Source organism: Polaromonas sp. (assembly GCF_030680935.1).
In the GTDB taxonomy this organism is placed as follows: domain Bacteria; phylum Pseudomonadota; class Gammaproteobacteria; order Burkholderiales; family Burkholderiaceae_C; genus Polaromonas.
Map to the genome: position 1 here is coordinate 90547 of NZ_JAUXUP010000011.1, position 20555 is coordinate 111101.

A 20555-nucleotide genomic window follows, 5' to 3' on the forward strand; every position below is an offset into this window, starting at 1 on the left:
AGGGGCGGTAAGGCGGTCAGCCCAATGCGCCTGGCCAAGCCCGGATTCTTACAGATAAAACCGCTTTCAGCCCTTAAGAGATAAGCGTAAGAAGCTCTCTTTTTGATAGCGACCGCAAGGTTCCTAGACAGTACCTGCGGAAGTGCGGCGATGGGCCATGGCTTGCCCCAAGCGGACTGGGCCACCCGGCGCCCACGCGGGGTTGAAGTGGCAGGGCCCCTGAGGGAAAAGCAACACCACGGTGGAACCCAGCAAAAAGCGGCCCATTTCATCGCCCTGCGCCAGGTGCACCGCCTGCTGCCCTTCATAACGCCAGTCGCGCACTTCTCTGGTTCTGGGCGGGTTCACCACGCCGTGCCAGACCGTGGCCATGCTGCCCACAATGGTGGCGCCTACCAACACCAGCACAAACGGCCCCAGCACCGACTCAAACACACAGACCACACGCTCATTGCGCGCAAACAGGCCTGGCACGCCCCGGGCAGTGGCCGGATTGACCGAGAACAGCTCGCCCGGCACATAAATCATGCGAGTCAGACGCCCGGCTGCGGGCATGTGGATGCGGTGGTAGTCACGCGGGCTCAGGTAAATCGTCGCGAAGCTGCCGTTGTCAAACTGCGCCGCCAGCGCACGGTCGCCACCGACCAGCGCGGTGGTGGAGTAGTGGTGCCCCTTGGCCTGAAAAACCTGATCACCTTCGATCTGGCCAAACTGACTCAGCGCACCGTCCACCGGGCAGATCAGGTCGGCCTGCGCCAGCGGGCGCGCGCCGGGCTTGAGCGCCCGCGTGAAAAAATCATTGAAGCTGGGGTAGCTGGTGATGTCCGGATTGGCGGCCTCTGTCATGTCGACGCCGTACTTGCCGACAAACCAGCGGATGATGCGCGTGGTGACTGCACCGCCGCGCATGCCGGCAATGTGGCTGCCAAACTCGGTCAGCGCCTGCTTGGGCAGGAGGTATTGCAGAAATACATCAAATCGTTCGGACACGCGAGCTCACTGTGTGGTCTGGAAAGCGCCCATTCTATCGGCGCCCCTCTGACCAGCTATGAACTCACTGTGGCTGCAGGCGTATCAGACCGCCCTGCGGGCTGTCGGTCAACACATACAGCAAGCCGTCTGGCCCCTGCCGTACGTCACGAATGCGGCCAGCGCCTTCCAGCAGCTTGTGCTCGCGCATCACTTTGCCCTTGAAGGGCTGGGCGAGCTCAATGCGGTTCAGGTAGCCAAACTTGAGCGAGCCAACAAACAGGTTGCCCTGCCAGTTCCTGCCGTATTTCTCGCTGGTCAAAAACGTCATGCCCGAGGGCGCGATCGACGGCACCCAGTAGTGCAGCGGCTGCTCCAGCCCAGCCCTGCTGGTGAGACCCTCGCCGATCTTGCCGCCGCCGTAGTTCTCGCCATAGGTGATCAACGGCCAGCCGTAATTGCGGCCAGCCTGTGGCAGATTGATCTCGTCACCACCCTGGGGGCCGTGTTCATGCGTCCAGTAAGTACCGTCGGGTGCCAGCGCTGCGCCCTGCATGTTGCGGTGGCCGTAGCTCCATATCTCTGGCAAGGCGCCGGCGCGGCCTGCAAAGGGGTTGTCCGGAGGCACACTGCCGTCTTTGTTGATGCGCACCACCTTGCCATGGTGGTTGTCGAGTTGTTGCGCATCCTGCATGCGGGAATAACGATCGCCCAGCGTCAGAAAAAGCGTCCCATCGGACTTGCCGTCTCTTTGAGCCTCGACAATACGGCAGCCAAAATGCGCGCTGCTGGCAAATTTCGGTTTCTGGCTGAAGATCACCTGCACATCGTCCAGCCGGCTGTTGTCGGTTGCCAGCGTGGCACGCGCCAAGGCCGTGCTGTTGCCGCCGCCAGAAGCCGCTGCCTCGGAAAAGCAGAAGTAAATCCGGCGATTGCTGGCAAAGCCGCTATCGGTGATGACATCGAGCAAACCGCCCTGCCCGCCGGCATCAATCGCCGGCAGCCCCGGCAGCGGTGTGCCCAGCCTGCCGTCGGCTTCAATCACCCGCATGCGGCCAGGCCGCTCGGTCACCAGAAAACGCCCCTGCGGCAAAAAGGCCACTGCCCAGGGGTTTTGCAAACCTCCGGCAAGCGTCTCGGCGCGCACGCCCTGGGCTTTGACGGGGAGTCCCCAAAAAGCAACGATCGCTACAAAAAATATAGCTGCGCGCGCACGGTACACAAGGGCTGGGGGCATAACTGACTCCTGAGAATGAAAGAATCGCCTCACCTTCCGGTCAAGCTTGCAAATATGCCATTGCACGGGTAAATGAGCCAGTCCAGGGGCTTTCAGGTCGGGGGCGATTTCAATCAGGATCGATCTTGTTGTTCTAAATCGTTACAAATCAACAGTTTGTAAAGGTAATCTAGAAAAAACTTTAGCTTGACGTAGGACAAGTCCTTCAAGTAACCTAGCGGCCATGCGTTTCACCCTGGTTCTCACCACTTTCCTGCTCGCCGCCAGCGCCCATGCTGCGCCGGGTCAGGCAGGCGACGACATGGACAAGTTTCTTGCCGACAAAGGGTTGCTGAACCGCCTGGATCAGGTGCGCCAGTCGGTGGGCCACAAGGCGTCTGAGCTGGTGGTCAACGCCATGGGTTTTCTGGGCGTACCGTACCGGCGCGGCGGCAATTCGGCAGAAACCGGATTTGATTGCAGCGGTTTTGTGGTTGCCATGTACGAACAGACGATCGGGCTGGTTCTGCCACGCCGCGCAGAGCAGCAAGCCGCAGCGACGCAAAACATCGATAAAAATGACCTGCAGCCTGGCGATCTGGTGTTCTTCAACACCCTGAAACGCACCTTCAGCCATGTCGGCATCTACGTCGGCGATGGCAAGTTCATCCACTCCCCCAAACCGGGTGCTGAAGTTCGGGTGGAAAGCATGGGCGTGGCCTACTGGGCACGCCGCTTTGATGGCGCCCGCCGCGTGACCAATGTGTCGGCCGCCCCGGCCTCCGGCGAATAAGCAGGCCCTGCGCCCTGGGGGGCGTTAACCAGCATTAGTCGGCCTTGACGCCGGCGTCCTTGATCACCTTGGCCCATTTGGCGGTTTCGGCCGCGATGAAAGCGTCAAACTCTTCAGGCGAGCCGCCGGCGCCAAAAGTCCCCATCGCATCCAGACGCACGCGGGTTTCGTCGCTGCGGATGATGCGGCCAACCTCGTCCGACATGCGCTTGATGATGTCTTTGGGAGTAGCCGCAGGGGCCAACATGCCGGCCCAGGTACTGCCGGTAAAACCGGCAAAACCCTGCTCGATAAAGGTCGGCACATCCGGAACACCCGGCAGCCGGCGGTCACTGGCGACACCGATCAGCCTGACCTTGCCGGCCTTGCCCTGGTTGATCAGCCCGGTGGCGGCATCAAAAAACAGCTGGATCTGCCCGCCCATCAGGTCCGTCAGCGCCGGCACAGCTCCCCGGTAGGGTATGTGCACCATGTATGTTTTGGTCAGGGATTTGAGCAGTTCGCTGGTCAGGTGCGCGGCCGAGCCGTTGCCCGACGAGCCAAAGCTGACCTTGCCGGGATTGGCCCGCGCATAGGCGATCAACTCTTTGGCGGTCTTGAAAGGTGCGTCGTTGTTGACGGCAGCCAGCAGCGGCGACACGCCCATCAGCGAGACACCGGTCAAATCCTTGCGTGGGTCGTAGGGCAACTTGGGGTAAAGCGTGGTGTTGGCGGCGTAGGCCGCAATCACCACCGCAAAGGTGCTGCCATCGGCCGGCGCCTTGGCCAGCATGTCCACCCCGATGATGCTGTTGGCGCCCGGTTTGTTGTCAACCGTGACCGTTTGCTGCAAGCGATTTTGCAGGCCCACCTGCACAATGCGCGCCATCTGGTCGGTAAAACCGCCCGGCGTGTAAGGCACGATGATGCGAATCGGCTTGTTCGGCCAGGCCGGCTGGGCCAACAGCGGCGCGCATATTGAGGCTGCACCGGCGCTGATGGCCAGGTTGAAGCGACGGCGTGAGAGGGAACGGGGGGACGTAAATTCAGTCATGGCTTCTCCAGAGGGGTGACCCATTCTGGGCCAGCCGCCGGTTACCGGCCTAGCGGGTTTGTCCCGAAGCTGCCTGGCATGCAGGGCAGCGGTGACACCTGTGCGACGGCTGCGATTCTGCAGCGCAGAATCGAGCCTTCACGACGGCTTCGCCCGGTACCCGGCTGCCGAGATGCCTGAGCTACTCGTGGGGAGGGCTCCTCTGTGCGCCGCGAGCCCGGTCGTTGTTGAAACCCTGTGGCAGCCCTTGGGGAGGGAGGCCAGAGCAACGAAGCCTGCACCGCCCTGCCACGCCGCTGCATCCAGCAGCATGTGCGGCATGGGGACCGCAGGGTTCACCACGCCCGCGCGCAAGCGACGTGTACCAACCCCACGGCCTCTCCAGTAAACTGAGGATGGCGAAAACTTCTGGTTCCAAATGACACTGCAACAAGACATACGCTTTTGCACCAGCGCAGACGGTGTGAAGATCGCAACCACGTCAACCGGCTCCGGCACACCCATTGTCCGGGCTGGAACCTGGCTTAGCCACCTGGAGTGTGATGCGCGTCATGAAGAGCCACAGGCCTACATACGAGCGCTCAGCCGGGGATTTTCTTATGTGCGGTATGACTCGCGAGGTTGTGGCCTGTCGGACCGCAAGGTGCCGTCGCTGTCTTTTGAAGACGGCGTCACTGACCTGGAAGCCGTCGTGGCCTCCAGAGGCCTGAAGAAATTTGCATTGCTGGGTATTTCCATGGGGGCGGCAACTTCGATTGCCTACGCTGTACGCCACCCGGACCAGGTGTCTCACTTGGTTCTTTTCAGCGGATTTGCAACGTCCGTTTTCAGCACCCCAAGCGTCAGCCAAAACGCCATCGATCAGGCTGAGCTGGTGATCAAAAGTGCGGAAGTCGGCTGGAACAGCCCCAAGTCGATCTTTCGCAAGCTGTTTGTGGCTCAGTTGCTTGGCAACGCCACCCCGGAGCAGCAGCGTGAACTGGAAGAGCGCATGCAACTTTCCATGACGCCCGAGATGGCGACGGCTTACCTGCGAAACAATTTCTCTATCAACGTGAGGGAACTCTGCGCGCAGGTGAACGTACCCACCCTGGTTTTTCATTGCCGCAAGGATGAAATGATCGGCTTCGAGCAGGGTCGCAAGATGGCTTCGCTGATCCCCGGTGCCCGGTTTGTAGCGTTGGAAGCCCAGGGTCACATCCTCCTCTCCACCGAACCGGCCATGCAGGTTTTTGAGGCCGAGCTGGGCACATTCTTGGGTAACACGGGACCGACACCCCAACTAACCCCGAGACAAGCTGAAGTTCTTCAGGCTGTGGCTCACGGGCATACCGACAAGGAAGTGGCCAAAGCCCTGAACTTGAGCCCTCGCACGGTAGAGATGCACATGTCGGGGGCCATGAAAGCACTGAGTTGCTCGACCCGAGCCGAAGCCGTACATCGCGCAGGCGCTCTCGGCCTGCTCAACGGCTAAGCAGGGCTCTTGCGGTCGACTACGGTAAACACTACCGTAGTCAGAGAGGCCATTTACCGTAGCAAGCTCACTTGTCCAGGCGGACTGTAAAAACCATACTTTCTCCATCAGCAACACCACTGGAGAAAGCCATGAACCTCGTCCTACCCGTCGCAATTCACGACACCCGTTCCATCGCCAGATGGTTACGATCCAAAGCCTTCGACGGCATCCGTCAGACCGGGCAGGACACTTGCACACGCCCCGGCGTTCAGGAGATCGCCAAAAACAGGATCCTGGAAGTCAAACAGGCGCTGGGGATGACTATCGAATGCCTTGAAGGCTCTGTCTGGGTCACGCTGGATGGCGACAGGCGCGATGTGGTACTTGACGCTGGCCACACCTTCAATGTGGACCGCAAACAACGTACCTTGATTCAGGCCCTGGATACAGCACGTGTCCGCTTGATTCAACCGGCCTGCGCCCTTTGAAAAGGAACTGGCATCATGATCACACCCCCCCAAGGTACGGTGGAGTATCAGGAAAGCGGCGACGGACAGACCATCGTTTTTGTGCCGGGCTCCTTCTCCGCAGGGTCTTCATGGCGCAACATCAGTACGCCCTTGTCTGAACGCTATCGCACCATCACCACCAGTTTGTCCGGCTACGGGAAAACGCAGGAACGGCGCAAGCCCGGTGGCACCCACATGGAAGATGAGATGGACGTGCTCGAAGCCGTTTTATACAGAGCTGATGCGCCCGTGCATCTGGTGGCTCACTCATTCGGCGCCTGGGTCGCTTTGAGTATGGCCATACGCCGCAGTCCGAAATTGATGAGCATGACCCTGTTGGAGCCCACGGCCTTCAATCTATTGGGTTTGGGCGGGGAGTCCGCATTGAACCGGGAGGTCCATGCCATGACAGATCGTTATATGACCGACTGGGAGAGCGGGAATCAGCAGGCGGTCCGCCATGTCATCGACTTTTATGGCGAAACCGGAACTTTTGATGCCTATCCTCCTGCGGTTCAGGAAAAGTTGATTGGCCAGACGCCAACCAATATCCTCGACTGGAAGACTGGTTATGCAGACCCCATGAAACTTGCAGACCTTGCCGCGGTGAAAGTACCCACACTGGTTGTGTGCGGCGGGTCCAGCCACAGGGCCATGCAGCGGTGCAACCAGTTGCTTGTTGACCGCCTGCCCCGGGCGCAAATCATGACCCTGGAAGGTGCGAACCATTTCATGATCGGATCCCACGCGTCGGCATTGGCGCATGCCATCGAACAACACACTCGCGCAGTTACGTCCGGGTGACATTTTCGACGCGTCGGTCAGCCAGACGACAAAAAGCCCGAACCGGTAAAGGCTCGGGCTTTGCAGGGTGGCTCGGAAACTTGTTCTACTTGCGAGCCGGCGGCAAATCCGTACAACTGCCATGCGCCACCTCCGCCGCCATGCCAATGCTTTCGCCCAGCGTCGGATGCGGGTGGATGGTTTTGCCGATGTCTACCGCGTCGGCGCCCATCTCGATGGCCAGGGCCACCTCGCCGATCATGTCGCCAGCGTGCGTGCCGACCATGCCGCCGCCCAGAATCTTGCCGTGGCCGTGTGCCTCGGGGCTGTCATCAAACAGCAGTTTGGTGACGCCTTCGTCACGCCCGTTGGCAATCGCGCGGCCTGACGCGTTCCAGGGGAACAGGCCTTTTTTGACCTTGATGCCCTGGGCTTTGGCCTGGTCTTCGGTCAGGCCTACCCAGGCGATCTCGGGGTCGGTATAGGCCACGCTCGGGATCACGCGGGCATTGAAGGCGGCGCTGGCCAGCTCTTTGTTGCCTTGCAATTCACCGGCAATCACTTCAGCCGCCACATGGGCTTCGTGTACCGCCTTGTGTGCCAGCATGGGTTGGCCGACGATGTCACCGATCGCAAAGATGTGCGACACGTTGGTGCGCATCTGGATATCGACGGGGATGAAACCCCTGTCGGTCACGCTGACGCCTGCTTTCTCTGCCGCAATTTTTTTGCCATTGGGTGTGCGGCCCACGGCCTGCAGCACGAGGTCGTAGGTCTGTGGGGCGGGAGCGCCCTCGCCTTCAAACGTGACTTCAATGCCCTTGGCTGTTGCTTTGGCGCCTACGGTTTTGGTCTTGAGCATGATGTTGTCAAAACGTGGCGCATTCATCTTCTGCCAGACTTTCACCAGGTCGCGGTCGGCGCCCTGCATCAGTCCGTCCATCATTTCGACCACGTCGAGGCGCGCACCCAGCGTGCTGTAGACGGTGCCCATCTCCAGGCCAATGATGCCGCCGCCCAGGATCAACATGCGCTTGGGAACTTCTTTCAGGTTCAGGGCGCCGGTGGAATCCACGACACGCGGGTCTTCCGGCATGAAGGGCAGGCGCACCGCCTGCGAGCCGGCGGCGATGATGCAGTTCTTGAAGGCAATGGTCTGCTTTTTTCCGGTTTTCTCCTGCGCGCCGCCAGAGGTTTCTTCCACCTGCACATGGTTGGCGCTCACAAAAGCGCCATAACCGCGCACCACTGTGACCTTGCGCATTTTGGCCATCGCGGCCAGACCGCCGGTCAGCTTGCCAACGACTTTCTCCTTGTGCGTGCGCAGCTTGCCAATGTCCAGCGTGGGTTCACCAAAACTCACGCCCAGGCTGTCGAAGTGTTTGACCTCGTCCATCACCGCGGCGACGTGCAGCAGCGCCTTGGACGGGATGCAACCGACGTTCAGGCAGACACCTCCGAGGGTGGCATAACGCTCGACCAGCACAACTTTCAAGCCGAGATCCGCCGCACGGAAAGCGGCCGAATAACCACCCGGACCGGCGCCCAGCACCAGCAGGTCGCAGTCCAGATCGGCTGTGCCGGCAAAACTGGCAGCGGCTGGAGTCGCTACTGATTTTGTAGCTGTTTTCTCAGGTGGGATATGGGCTGCAGCCTGTTTTGGCTCTGTATTTTTCGCTGCAGGCGCCGCAGCACCTTCGGTCTCCAGAACCAGTACGACGCTTCCTTGTTTGACCTTGTCGCCAAGTTTGACTTTGAGTTCTTTCACGACACCCGCGTCGCTGGACGGAATTTCCATCGACGCCTTGTCGCTTTCGACCGTCATCAAACTCTGGTCCAGCTTGATGCTGTCGCCGGCCTTGACCAGCAGCTCAATCACCGACACCTCGTCGAAGTCGCCAATGTCGGGAATTTTTATGTCTATCAATGCCATGTTTTCTGTCTCCGCTGGTCGTTCAGAGCAGCACCCGGCGGAAGTCGCCCAGTATCTGACCGAGGTAGGCGTTGAAACGTGCCGCCGAAGCGCCGTCGATCACGCGGTGGTCCCAGCTCAGGGACAGGGGCAGCATCAGGCGCGGCTGGAAGGCCTTGCCATCCCAGACCGGTTCGGTGCTGGATTTGCAGACGCCGAGAATCGCCACTTCCGGCGCGTTGATGATGGGCGTGAAATAACGCCCGCCAATGCCGCCCAGCGACGAGATGGTGAAACACGCGCCCTGCATGTCCGCGGGACTCAGCTTGCCGTCGCGTGCTTTTTTGGCCAGTTCGCCCATCTCCTGCGAGATCTGCACCACGCCTTTCTTGTCGGCGTCCTTGATGACAGGTACGACCAGGCCGTTGGGGGTGTCTGCCGCGAAAGCCACGTTGTAATACTGCTTGAGCACCAGCTGGTCGCCATCCAGCGAGGCATTGAATTCGGGAAACTTCTTCAGCGCCGCCACCGAGGCCTTGATCAGGAAGGCCAGCATGGTGATCTTGATGCCGGCTTTCTCGTTCTCTTTGTTCATCAGCACGCGGAAATTTTCCAGCTCGGTGATGTCCGCATCGTCGTGGTTGCAGACGTGCGGAATCATGACCCAGTTGCGGTGCAGATTGGCACCACTGATCTTCTTGATACGCGACATGTCCTTGCGCTCGACCGGGCCGAACTTCGTGAAGTCGACCTTGGGCCAGGGCAACAAGTCCAGGCCAGCGCCTCCGCCAGAGGCTGCGGGCGTTTTGGCGGCCTGCGCCAGGGTGCGCGCATCGCCTGCCATGACGGACTTGGTGAAGCCCTGCACATCATCGAGTGTGATACGCCCTTTGGGGCCACTGCCCTTGACCTCGGCCAGCGGCACGCCGAGCTCGCGCGCAAACTTGCGCACCGACGGCGAGGCATGCGGCAATTTCCCGCTGCTGGAAGCGGGTTCGTGCGCGGGCATGGCGACAGCCGGTGCCACACGCTCTGGCGCTGCACCCGCTGGACTGGCGGCGGGCGCGGTTGCCACCGCAGCGGCTGCAGTTGGCGCTGCGTCAGCCGGCGCACTGGCCACCCCTTCCAGCACGACCAGCAGGTCGCCTATGTTGAGCTTGTCGCCGAGTTTGACCCTGAGCTCCTTGACCACACCGGCAGAAGAGGACGGGATCTCCATCGACGCCTTGTCCGATTCCACCGTGACGAGGGACTGCTCAGCCTTGATGCTGTCGCCGACCTTGACCAGCACCTCGATGACGGCCACATCCTTGAAGTCGCCGATATCGGGGACACGGATTTCAACAGGTCCGCTGGCAGCGGCCGTCGGAACTGCTATTGATTGAATAGCTGCTTGCGCAGGTGCAGCAATGGCTACAGCCGCTTTTAGGTCTGCAACCGGAGCCGCAGCAGGCGCAGAAGCCGAACCGGCCTCAAGCACCAGCACGACAGACCCTTGTTTCACTTTATCGCCGAGCTTGACCTTGAGCTCCTTGACCACGCCAGCCTGGCTCGAGGGGATTTCCATCGAGGCCTTGTCCGATTCAACCGTGATCAGTGACTGCTCCGCCTTGACGGTGTCACCGGGCTTGACCAGCAGCTCGATGACCGTTACCTCGTCAAAGTCTCCGATATCAGGGACCTGTATGTCTACCAATGCCATGTTCTTGTCTCCAGTTCGTCCGTATTTTTTTGCGCGTGATGATCAGGCGTAGAGCGGGTTGACCTTGTCGGCATTGATGCCGTACTTCTTGATCGCCTCGGCGACCTTGGCGACCGGCACAGTGCCTTCCTCGCTGAGCGCCTTCAGCGCGGCAACCACGACATAGTGGCGGTTGATCTCGAAGTGCTCACGCAGCTTGGAGCGGAAATCGCTGCGGCCAAAACCGTCGGTACCCAGCACCTTGTAGGTACGGCCCCGCGGAATGAAGGGACGGATCTGCTCGGCGTAGGCTTTCATGTAGTCGGTCGAGGCAACCACCGGTCCCGTGTGTTTCTCGAGCTGCTGGCCCACAAAGGGAATACGCGGCGCGTCCAGCGGGTGCAGCAGGTTCCAGCGCTCGGCATCCTGGCCGTCACGCGTGAGTTCGTTAAAGCTCGGGCAACTCCAGACGTTGGCGGCGACGCCCCAGTCCTTTTCCAGCAGTTCCTGGGCAGCGATGGACTCGCGCAGAATGGTGCCGGACCCGAGCAATTGCACGCGCGGAGCCGTCCCGGCCTGGCCCTTGGTCAGCCCCTGGCCGCCTTCCTTGAGCAGGTACATGCCCTTGACGATCTGCGCCTCGGTGCCGGGGGTCAGACCCGGCATCGCATAGTTCTCGTTGAGCAGCGTGATGTAGTAGAAAACGTTTTCCTGGCGCTCGACCATGCGCTTGAGACCGTCCTGCATGATCACCGCCACTTCATGGGCATAGGTCGGGTCGTAGCTGACGCAGTTGGGAATCGTGCCGGCCAGGATGTGGCTGTGCCCGTCCTCGTGCTGCAGGCCTTCACCATTGAGCGTCGTGCGGCCCGAAGTGCCGCCCAGCAGAAAACCACGCGCCTGCATGTCGCCGGCTGCCCAGGCCAGGTCGCCGACACGCTGGAAGCCGAACATCGAGTAATACACGTAGAACGGGATCATGATCCGGTTGTTCGTGCTGTAAGAGGTGGCCGCCGCGATCCAGCTGCTCATGCCGCCGGCCTCGTTGATGCCCTCCTGCAGGATCTGGCCCTGCTTGTCTTCCTTGTAATACATCACCTGGTCTTTGTCGACCGGTGTGTATTTCTGGCCTGCCGGGTTGTAGATGCCGATCTGGCGGAACAGGCCTTCCATGCCGAAAGTGCGGGCCTCGTCCACCAGGATGGGCACCACGCGCGCGCCGAGCGCCTGATCGCGCAGCAGCTGCGTGAGGAAACGCACATAGGCCTGGGTGGTGGAGATTTCGCGGCCTTCCGGCGTGGGCTCGATCACCGACTTGAAGGACTCCAGCGACGGGGCCGTGAAGCTCTCGTCGGCCTTGGTCCGGCGGTGCGGCAGGTAGCCACCGAGGGCCTTGCGGCGCTCGTGCAGGTATTTCATTTCAGGCGTGTCGTCGGCCGGCTTGTAGAAAGGGACCTCCGGCAGCTGGCTGTCGGGAATCGGGATGTTGAAGCGGTCGCGGAAGGCCTTGATGTCCTCATCAGACAGCTTTTTGGTCTGGTGGACGTTGTTCTTGCCCTCGCCGATCTTGCCCATGCCAAAACCCTTGACGGTCTTGATCAGCAGCACGGTCGGCTGGCCGGGGTGGTTGACCGCCTTGTGAAACGCCGCGTAGACCTTTTTCGAATCATGGCCGCCGCGGCGCAGGTCGAAAATCTCCTCATCGCTCATCCGGGAGACCATCTCCAGCGTCTCCGGGTTCTGGCCAAAGAAATGCTTGCGCACATAGGCACCGTCGTTGGCCTTCATTGCCTGGTAGTCGCCGTCCAGGGTGTCCATCATGACCTTGCGCAGCGCACCGTTCTTGTCGCGTGCAAGCAGCGGATCCCAGTTGCTGCCCCAGACCAGCTTGATCACATTCCAGCCAGAGCCGCGGAACTCGCCCTCGAGCTCCTGGATGATCTTGCCGTTGCCGCGCACCGGGCCGTCCAGGCGCTGCAGATTGCAGTTGACGACGAAGATGAGGTTGTCAAGGTTTTCGCGGGCGGCCAGACTGATCGCACCCAGCGATTCAACCTCGTCCATCTCGCCGTCGCCGCAGAACACCCAGACCTTGCGGTTTTCGGTGTTGGCAATGCCGCGTGCGTGCAGGTATTTGAGAAACCGCGCCTGGTAAATCGCCATCAGCGGGCCCAACCCCATGGAGACCGTGGGGAATTGCCAGAACTCGGGCATCAGCTTGGGGTGCGGGTAGCTCGAGAGGCCCTTGCCGTCGACCTCCTGGCGGAAGTTCAGCAACTGCTCTTCAGTCAGGCGGCCTTCGAGGTAGGCACGGGCATACACACCGGGCGACACATGGCCCTGGATGTACAGGCAGTCGCCGCCGTGGGTGTCACTCTCGGCATGCCAGAAATGATTGAAACCGGCCCCGAACAGGCTGGCCAGGGAAGCGAAGGACCCAATGTGGCCGCCCAGGTCACCCCCATCGGCCGGATGCAGGCGGTTGGCCTTGACCACCATGGCCATGGCATTCCAGCGCATGTAGGCGCGCAGGCGCTGCTCGATCAGCAGGTTGCCGGGAGAAGGCACCTCGTCGCTGGGTTCGATGGTGTTGACATAACCTGTGGTGGCGGAGAACGGCGTGTCTATGCCCTCCTGGCGCGCCTGTTCCAGCAGTTGCTCGAGCAGGAAGTGGGCCCGGGCGCGGCCCTCGTCGTTGCTGGGGCTGTTGGCAATGACGGCACTCAGCGCGTCAATCCACTCGCGGGTCTCCTGGGAGTCCTTGTCGGGGACGTCGTTGGCGGCGCTGCCCAAGGTATCGACACGCGCCTGTTCCGGATTTGCAGCCATGGTTTGTCTCCTGCTGGTCGCTAGTTTGCTAGCTGGTGGTTGACTCGCGTTTTCATCACGTTAACGCAATTTGGATTCCAGTCTCCAGTTTCGCACAATTTTTTCAGAATTTCAAATAGTGCTCATTGTTTTCATATTGTGATATTTACAAGGCCGCGCCCTTGAAATGCTTTTGATCTGAACTGCACCGTTCCGGCCGCAGAACAACTCCCGTAAACTGCACCCTCGCCATGAAAGAACCCACGCCCTCCACTTTTGACAGCCCTGCAGGGCAAGCGCCTCTGGCCCGCTGGCGCAGCTGGTGGCGCCGGCAGTCACCGACGCGTCAGGATCGCTTCGTCACGCTGGGGCCCTTGTTCTCGGTGATGCTGTTCCTGTCTGCCGTGGTGGCCGCCTTTGGCTATTTGCGCATTGAGGAAATTGACCGCGAGCAGCAAGCCGTCAAGCGCGATGTGGAATACGCCCAGCAACGGCTGCGCCTGCGCCTGCTGGAGCGCCAGGAGCAATTGATGCGACTGAGCCGCGACGTCTCCAACAAGGAGGTGGATTCCGACGAATTTGTGGCGCAGGCCGAATCGCTGGTCAACCAGTACCCCGAGCTGCTGGCGGTGACCTGGGTGGACTCGCGCCGTCGGGTCAGGTCCTCTTATGTCTCCCCCAGCGCCAACGCCTCGCAAATGCAGCTCGTCGGCGAGCAGATCAAGCGCGGAGAAACTGAAAGCACTTTTGGTCTGGCGCGGGACCTGCGGCAACCGGTGTATTCGCGCCCGCTCACGATCAAGGACGATGCGAGCTATAACGCGCCCAGCGTGCAGTTGCAGGTTCCTCTGGATGACCAGGGGCGTTTTGACGGCGTCATCATGGGCGAATACACGATAGACGGTCTGCTGCGTTTTGGCGTTCCCAATGAGGTGACGGCTAAATACGCGGTTGCCCTGCTGGACGACAAAGGAAACCTGCTGGCCGGCATTCTGCCGCCGCCCAGAAACACCGCCGCCCAATTGCTGCCCTGGTCGGACGAAGCGCAAGAGTATGAAATTCCGGTATCTCCGATAGGCAACGGCTTGCTGCTCAAGGCCCAGGGCTACAGGGCTTCGCTGGGCGTGGTCGGTAGCGGCTTTTTCTGGCTGGTCAGTGCGCTCAGCGCCCTCACCGTGTGGATGCTGCTGGGTACCTGGCGCCATACCCGGCGCCGGGTGCAGGCCCAGGAAGCCCTGATCTCCGAAACCAACTTCCGCCGGGCCATGGAAAATTCCATGCTGACCGGCATGCGTGCGCTGGATCTGCAGGGCCGCATCACCTATGTGAACCCGGCCTTTTGCCAGATGACCGGCTGGAGCGAGGCCGAGCTGGTGGGCCGTACCGCACCCTTTCCATACTGGCCGGAGCAGGACCGCGAAACACTGGCCGCCCGGCTGGATGACGAATTACATGGCCGCTCCACACCAGGCGGTTTTGAGGTACGGGTTAAACGCAAAAGCGGTGCGATTTTCGATGGCCGGATGTACGTCTCGCCCCTGATAGACCCGCGTGGTCAGCAAACCGGCTGGATGACCTCGATGACCGACATCACCGAGCCCAAACGCATTCGGGAGGAATTGTCGGCATCGTACGAGCGCTTCACCACAGTTCTGGAAGGCCTGGACGCAGCCGTCTCGGTGGCACCGTTGGGCAGTGAAGAGCTGTTGTTTACCAACAAGCTGTACCGCGCATGGTTTGGCGGCGAGGTGGCTGGCCACATGAACCTGATCGCCCAGGCCGGTGTCCCGGCGGTGGCGCCCACCGACGACACGCTCGACGCAGTCGATGGGTTGGCCGGTTTTCCGACGGATACCCTGACCGCAGCGCAAAGTGAAAACGCAGAAATTTTTGTACCCGAGCTCGGCAAGTGGCTGGAGGTGCGCTCGCGTTACCTCACCTGGGTGGACGGACGCCTGGCGCAGATGGTGATTGCCACCGACATCACGCCGCGCCGCCATGCCGAAGAGCAGGCAGCGCAACAGGCCGAGCGCGCCCAATCGGCCAGCCGACTGATCACCATGGGCGAGATGGCATCCAGCGTGGCGCATGAACTGAATCAGCCGCTGACTGCGATCAACAATTACTGCAATGGCATGGTGTCACGCATCAAGGGCCAGCAGATCAGCAATGAAGACCTGCTGATTGCTCTGGAGAAAACCGCCAAACAGGCGCACCGAGCCGGGCAGATCATCCAGCGCATCCGTTCTTTCGTCAAACGCAGCGAACCCAATCGCAGCGCCGCCGATGTCGCCACCATGGTCAGCAACGCGATGGAGCTGGCCGACATCGAGCTGCGCCGCCACAACGTGCGGCTCAGCCACTACATTGCAGCGCGCCTGCCGGCGCTGCTGGTGGACCCCATCCTGATCGAGCAGGTACTGATCAACCTGATGAAAAATGGCGCCGAATCCATCGCTCAGGCAAGGCGCCCGACGGCGCGTCGCAGCGTCGAGCTGCGGGTGGTACCCAAGACCATCGAGGACCAGAGCGTGGTCGAGTTCTCGGTACTCGACTCGGGCAAAGGACTGTCACCCGAGGTGATGAGCCGGTTGTACGAAGCTTTTTATTCAACCAAGGCTGAGGGCATGGGCATCGGGCTGAAATTGTGCCGCAGCATTGTCGAGTCGCACCAGGGCAGGATGCAGGCAGAGAACCTCTACAATGGCGACGAAGTAGTGGGCTGCCGGTTTACCTTCTGGATTCCCGTGACGCCCCTGCGGGCGCCAGCACCGGCAGCCGCAGAGCTGCCCACCCCTCCGGCCGGTGTTCACTGACAAGTGACTTGTTATCGTCTTCTCAAAAAGGTTTGGCATGAGCTTGATTCCGAAAAAAGGTACCGTCTACGTCGTCGATGACGACGAGGGCGTGCGCGACTCGCTCCAGTGGCTGCTGGAGGGCAAGGACTATCGGGTGCGCTGCTACGACTCGGCAGAAACTTTTCTGAGCCGCTACGACCCGCGTGAAGTCGCCTGCCTCATTGTGGATATCCGGATGGGCGGCATGACCGGCCTGGAGTTGCAGGATCGTCTGGTCGAACGCAAGTCACCGTTGCCCATCGTCTTCATTACCGGCCACGGCGACGTGCCGATGGCAGTGGACACCATGAAGAAAGGCGCCATGGATTTCATCCAGAAGCCTTTTCAGGAAGAAGCGTTGGTGGGTCTTGTCGAGCGCATGCTGAATCAGGCCAAAGAGGCTTTCAGCGAACACCAGCAGTCGGCCAGCCGCGACGCCCTGCTGGCAAAGCTCACCTCGCGCGAAGCCCAGGTGCTGGAGCGCATTGTGGCCGGCCGCCTGAACAAGCAGATCGCCGACGACCTGGGCATCAGCATCAAGACGGTGGAGGCGCACCGCGCCAACATCATGGAAAAACTCAATGCAAACACCGTGGCCGACCTGCTGAAAATTGCGCTGGGTTCGAGCGCGCCCAAAGCCTGAGACCAACTTTCCGGTTGCTATCCTTTCGGTAGCTGCTTGCGCCCGTGGTTCATGAGCCAGCGGGCGTTTTTACTTGAAGAACAGACACCATGACCGCACAACTCATTGATGGCAACGCCTTGTCCAAGCAGCTGCGCGGCGCTGTCGCCCAGCGGGCATCCGCCCTGCGCGCACGCGGCATTGTTCCCGGCCTGGCCGTGGTGCTGGTTGGCGAAAATCCGGCCAGCCAGGTTTATGTGCGCAACAAGGTCAAGGCCTGTCAGGACAACGGCATACATTCGCTGCTGGAGCCCTACCCCGCCACCATGAGCGAAGCCGAGCTGCTGGCGCGCGTCGATGCTTTGAACCGCGATCCGGCTATCCACGGCATCCTGGTGCAGTTGCCCTTGCCGGCCCACATCGACGCGCAAAAAGTCATAGAAGCGATTTCGCCCGACAAGGATGTAGATGGTTTTCATGTGGCCAGCGCTGGTGCCCTGATGGTTGGTCAGCCGGGCTTCTGGCCCTGCACACCCTATGGCTGCATGAAGATGCTGGAAAGCCTGAACGACGGCAAGGGCTACGAGCTCAAGGGCAAACATGCGGTGGTGATAGGCCGCAGCAACATCGTTGGCAAACCGATGGCGCTGATGCTGCTGCAAAAAAATGCGACGGTCACCATCTGCCACAGCGGCACCCAGAACCTCAAGGCCCTGACCCTTCAAGCCGATGTGGTGGTTGCCGCTGTGGGCAAGCGCAATGTGCTGACGGCCGACATGGTCAAGCCGGGCGCGGTGGTCATCGACGTCGGCATGAACCGCAACGAGGCCGGCAAACTCTGCGGCGATGTGGATTTTGAGGGCGTCAAGGAAGTTGCCGGCTGGATCACCCCGGTGCCGGGCGGCGTCGGCCCCATGACCATCACCATGCTGCTGGTCAATACCCTTGAGGCGGCTGAACGCGGCTGAGCGACCACAGCGTCCAGCCGGCGGCAAGCCACTGCCCCAGGTACATCGCGCTGCCCAGGCCATGCCAGAGCTGGAGGCTACCGCCATTGGCCCGGGCGCTGACGATGCGCGGTGCCACGCCAAACTCCACCAGCACGGCCAACAGCAGGCCAGTCACTATAAATTTCATAGCTGCTTGCGCAGACGGGGAAAGGGCTGGAGCCTCTTTCTTGTTCAATACCAGAAGCAGGAGCATGGTGCAGCCAATGCTGAGCCAGGTCTGCGCTGTGAACAGTTTGGCCGCCATGGCACCGGCGGCGGCCGGGCTGGGCAGGTGGGTAAACAGCATGGGCACCACCAGAAAACCCAGGCCCGTGAGGCTGCCCCACCACAGGGCTGCCAGCACGATGCTGAGACGTGACTTCATGCTCTCCGTCAGATGTACATCACCGCGATGATCTCGTAACGCTTGATGCCGCCGGGCGCCTGCACCTCGGCCGTGTCGCCCTCGTCCTTGCCGATCAGGGCGCGGGCAATCGGCGAGCCGATGTTGACCCGGCCCAGCTTGATGTCGGCCTCGTCCTCACCGACGATCTGATAGGTCACCTTGTCGCCAGAGTCTTCGTCCTGCAACTCGATGGTGGAGCCAAAGACAACCTTGCCTCCAGCGTCCACCTCGGTCGGGTCAATGATCTGCGCGGCCGACAGCTTGCCTTCGATTTCCTGGATGCGGCCTTCAATAAAACCCTGGCGGTCCTTGGCGGCGTCGTATTCCGCGTTTTCACTAAGATCGCCCTGCGCACGTGCTTCAGAAATCGAGTTGATCACCCACGGGCGCTCCACGGTCTTGAGCTGGTGCAGTTCGGCCTTGAGCTTTTCAGCCCCTTTTTTGGTAATGGGAATGGTTGCCATGGTTTGAGTCCTCCAAAAGCGAAACCGCCGCCAGTCACCTGGCGGCGGCGTCCTAACATGTTTGTCCTGATGCCAGTTTAATGCAAATGCGTGGCCAGCCGCTCGGTACTTGCCCCGAGTCAGGCCAGCTGGGCGTGGAGTTCCTGAATCGAATGAACAGTCAGGTTGTCCAGGTACTTCATGCCCTCCACCGCGGCCTCAGCCCCAGCAATCGTCGTAAAAGTGGTCACCCGCGCCAGCAGCGACGAGGTGCGGATTTGCCGTGAATCGGCAATCGCGTTGCGCCGCTCTTCCACGGTATTGATGACCAGCGCAATCTCGTTGTTCTTGATCATGTCCACCACATGCGGCCGGCCTTCGGTGACCTTGTTGACTACGCCGCAGGCGATACCGGCGGCGTTGATGGCCGCAGCCGTTCCCTTGGTCGCCACCAGCTCGAACTTCAGCGCGGCCAGCGCACGGGCCACCTCCACGGCACGCGGCTTGTCGTTGTTCTTGACCGTCAGGAAAACCTTGCCAGATGTGGGCAGCTTGGTTCCTGCACCCAGTTGAGACTTTACAAAGGCCTCGCCAAAGGTCTTGCCGACACCCATGACTTCACCAGTCGATTTCATTTCCGGGCCGAGAATCGTGTCCACGCCGGGAAACTTGACGAAGGGAAACACAGCTTCCTTGACGCTGAAATAAGGCGGCGTCACTTCCTTGTTGATGCCCTGAGAGGCCAGCGACTGGCCAACCATGCAGCGCGCCGCCACTTTGGCCAGCTGGATGCCGGTGGCCTTGCTGACAAATGGCACGGTGCGGGAGGCGCGCGGATTGACTTCGAGCACGTAAATCACGTCCTTGCCTTCCACATGCTGGATGGCGAACTGCACGTTCATCAAACCCACCACATTCAGCGCTGCTGCCATCGCGGCCGTCTGGCGCTTGATTTCGGTGACCGTTTCAGCCGCCAGCGAATACGGAGGCAAGGAACAGGCCGAGTCACCACTGTGAACACCGGCCTGCTCAATGTGCTCCATCACACCACCGATAAAAGTCTTGCCCTCCGGATCGCGAATGCAATCGACATCACACTCAATCGCGTCGTTCAGGAAGCGGTCCAGCAGCACCGGCGAATCGTGGCTGACCTTGACGGCCTCACGCATGTAGCGCTCCAGGTCGCGCTGCTCATGCACGATCTCCATCGCGCGGCCCCCCAGCACGTAGCTGGGGCGCACCACCAGCGGGTAACCCAGCGCTGCGGCTTTTTCCAGCGCTTCGGGCTCGGTTCGGGCGGTGGCGTTGGGAGGCTGGCGCAGCTTCAGCGCATGCAGCAGCTTCTGGAAACGCTCGCGGTCTTCGGCGGCGTCGATCATGTCGGGCGAGGTGCCGATGATGGGCACCCCGTTTTTCTCGAGGTCCAGCGCCAGCTTCAAAGGCGTCTGGCCGCCGTACTGCACGATCACGCCGAGCGGCTTTTCCTTGTCGACGATATCCAGCACGTCTTCCAGCGTCAGTGGCTCGAAATAGAGGCGGTCCGAGGTGTCGTAGTCGGTCGAGACGGTCTCGGGGTTGCAGTTGACCATGATGGTCTCGTAGCCGTCCTCGCGCATGGCGAGTGCGGCATGCACGCAGCAGTAGTCGAACTCGATGCCCTGGCCGATGCGGTTCGGACCCCCACCCAGCACCATGATCTTCTTGTTGGCGGTCGGCGCGGCTTCACACTCGCTGCCTTCGGCCTCGTAGGTCGAGTACATGTAGGCGGTGTTGGTCGCAAACTCGGCCGCGCAGGTATCCACACGTTTGTAAACCGGGCGCACACCGAGGGCGCGGCGTTTTTCCCGGATGGCGGTGTCGGTGGTCTTGAGCTGTTTGGCCAGACGCCGGTCGGAGAAGCCTTTTTGCTTCAGCACGCGCAGTGTGGCGGCGTCCAGCTTGTCCAGCGAGGTGGTTTCCAGCTCTAGCTCGATCTTGACGATCTGCTCGATCTGCACCAGGAACCAGGGGTCGATTTTCGTCAGCGCAAACACCTCATCCACGCTCATGCCCATGGCAAATGCGTCGCCCACATACCAGATGCGGTCCGGGCCGGGCG

The 20555-nt window shown here is 60.9% G+C and carries 16 protein-coding genes; 7 read left to right on the forward strand and 9 right to left on the reverse strand.

Annotated elements, in window-relative coordinates:
- Positions 1–123: 123 nt before the first annotated feature.
- The gene (asd, locus tag Q8L50_RS03685; RefSeq protein WP_305347299.1) at positions 124–990 is read right to left on the reverse strand and encodes an archaetidylserine decarboxylase; all 867 of its coding nucleotides are present in this window, start codon (positions 988–990) and stop codon (positions 124–126) included.
- Between the two features lie 64 nt (positions 991–1054).
- Positions 1055–2206, reverse strand: a complete 1152-nt coding sequence (locus tag Q8L50_RS03690) for a PQQ-dependent sugar dehydrogenase (RefSeq protein WP_305347300.1) — start codon at positions 2204–2206, stop codon at positions 1055–1057.
- Positions 2207–2429: 223 nt separating this feature from the next.
- On the opposite strand from Q8L50_RS03690, the gene Q8L50_RS03695 reads away from it, so the two are divergent.
- Positions 2430–2978 (forward strand): C40 family peptidase, encoded by a 549-nt coding sequence (locus tag Q8L50_RS03695; RefSeq protein ID WP_305347301.1) that lies wholly within the window; start codon positions 2430–2432, stop codon positions 2976–2978.
- Positions 2979–3012: 34 nt separating this feature from the next.
- Here Q8L50_RS03695 and Q8L50_RS03700 read toward each other — a convergent pair whose 3' ends face one another.
- A complete protein-coding gene (locus tag Q8L50_RS03700; protein ID WP_305347302.1) occupies positions 3013–4011 on the reverse strand; it encodes a tripartite tricarboxylate transporter substrate binding protein in 999 nt (332 codons plus the stop codon).
- A gap of 418 nt (positions 4012–4429) precedes the next feature.
- Between Q8L50_RS03700 and Q8L50_RS03705 the strand changes: the two genes are divergently transcribed.
- The 3 genes from Q8L50_RS03705 (at position 4430) to Q8L50_RS03715 (ending at position 6780) form a co-directional block, all read left to right on the forward strand.
- Entirely contained in the window at positions 4430–5485 is a 1056-nt protein-coding gene (locus Q8L50_RS03705) for an alpha/beta fold hydrolase (protein ID WP_305347303.1), read from the forward strand.
- Positions 5486–5616: 131 nt separating this feature from the next.
- Positions 5617–5955 (forward strand): DUF2917 domain-containing protein, encoded by a 339-nt coding sequence (locus Q8L50_RS03710; protein ID WP_305347304.1) that lies wholly within the window; start codon positions 5617–5619, stop codon positions 5953–5955.
- 15 nt (positions 5956–5970) lie between these two features.
- Positions 5971–6780 (forward strand): alpha/beta fold hydrolase, encoded by an 810-nt coding sequence (locus Q8L50_RS03715; RefSeq protein ID WP_305347305.1) that lies wholly within the window; start codon positions 5971–5973, stop codon positions 6778–6780.
- 85 nt (positions 6781–6865) lie between these two features.
- Here Q8L50_RS03715 and lpdA read toward each other — a convergent pair whose 3' ends face one another.
- Genes lpdA through aceE form a run of 3 tightly spaced genes read right to left on the reverse strand, consistent with a single transcriptional unit; the run spans position 6866 to position 13181 of the window.
- Positions 6866–8692 carry a dihydrolipoyl dehydrogenase gene (gene lpdA, locus Q8L50_RS03720; RefSeq protein WP_305347306.1) on the reverse strand — a complete coding sequence of 609 codons (1827 nt, stop codon included), beginning with the start codon at positions 8690–8692 and terminating at the stop codon, positions 6866–6868.
- Positions 8693–8714: 22 nt separating this feature from the next.
- The gene (aceF, locus tag Q8L50_RS03725) at positions 8715–10373 is read right to left on the reverse strand and encodes a dihydrolipoyllysine-residue acetyltransferase (RefSeq protein WP_305347307.1); all 1659 of its coding nucleotides are present in this window, start codon (positions 10371–10373) and stop codon (positions 8715–8717) included.
- 42 nt (positions 10374–10415) lie between these two features.
- The gene (aceE, locus tag Q8L50_RS03730; protein ID WP_305347308.1) at positions 10416–13181 is read right to left on the reverse strand and encodes a pyruvate dehydrogenase (acetyl-transferring), homodimeric type; all 2766 of its coding nucleotides are present in this window, start codon (positions 13179–13181) and stop codon (positions 10416–10418) included.
- A gap of 230 nt (positions 13182–13411) precedes the next feature.
- On the opposite strand from aceE, the gene Q8L50_RS03735 reads away from it, so the two are divergent.
- From Q8L50_RS03735 to folD, 3 genes are all read left to right on the forward strand, one after another.
- The gene (locus tag Q8L50_RS03735) at positions 13412–15976 is read left to right on the forward strand and encodes a PAS domain S-box protein (RefSeq protein WP_305347309.1); all 2565 of its coding nucleotides are present in this window, start codon (positions 13412–13414) and stop codon (positions 15974–15976) included.
- 37 nt (positions 15977–16013) lie between these two features.
- The gene (locus Q8L50_RS03740; RefSeq protein ID WP_305347310.1) at positions 16014–16640 is read left to right on the forward strand and encodes a response regulator transcription factor; all 627 of its coding nucleotides are present in this window, start codon (positions 16014–16016) and stop codon (positions 16638–16640) included.
- Positions 16641–16729: 89 nt separating this feature from the next.
- A complete protein-coding gene (gene folD, locus Q8L50_RS03745; RefSeq protein ID WP_305347311.1) occupies positions 16730–17587 on the forward strand; it encodes a bifunctional methylenetetrahydrofolate dehydrogenase/methenyltetrahydrofolate cyclohydrolase FolD in 858 nt (285 codons plus the stop codon).
- On the opposite strand, the gene Q8L50_RS03750 is transcribed toward folD, so the two are convergent.
- The 3 genes from Q8L50_RS03750 to carB form a co-directional block, all read right to left on the reverse strand.
- Positions 17556–17993, reverse strand: a complete 438-nt coding sequence (locus tag Q8L50_RS03750) for a DUF4149 domain-containing protein (RefSeq protein ID WP_305347312.1) — start codon at positions 17991–17993, stop codon at positions 17556–17558. The genes folD and Q8L50_RS03750 overlap by 32 nt on opposite strands.
- 8 nt (positions 17994–18001) lie before the next feature.
- Positions 18002–18478, reverse strand: coding sequence for a transcription elongation factor GreA (gene greA / locus Q8L50_RS03755; RefSeq protein ID WP_305347313.1), 477 nt, complete (start codon positions 18476–18478; stop codon positions 18002–18004).
- A gap of 119 nt (positions 18479–18597) precedes the next feature.
- A partial coding sequence (gene carB, locus Q8L50_RS03760; RefSeq protein WP_305347314.1) for a carbamoyl-phosphate synthase large subunit occupies positions 18598–20555 on the reverse strand: 1958 nt, incomplete at its 5' end.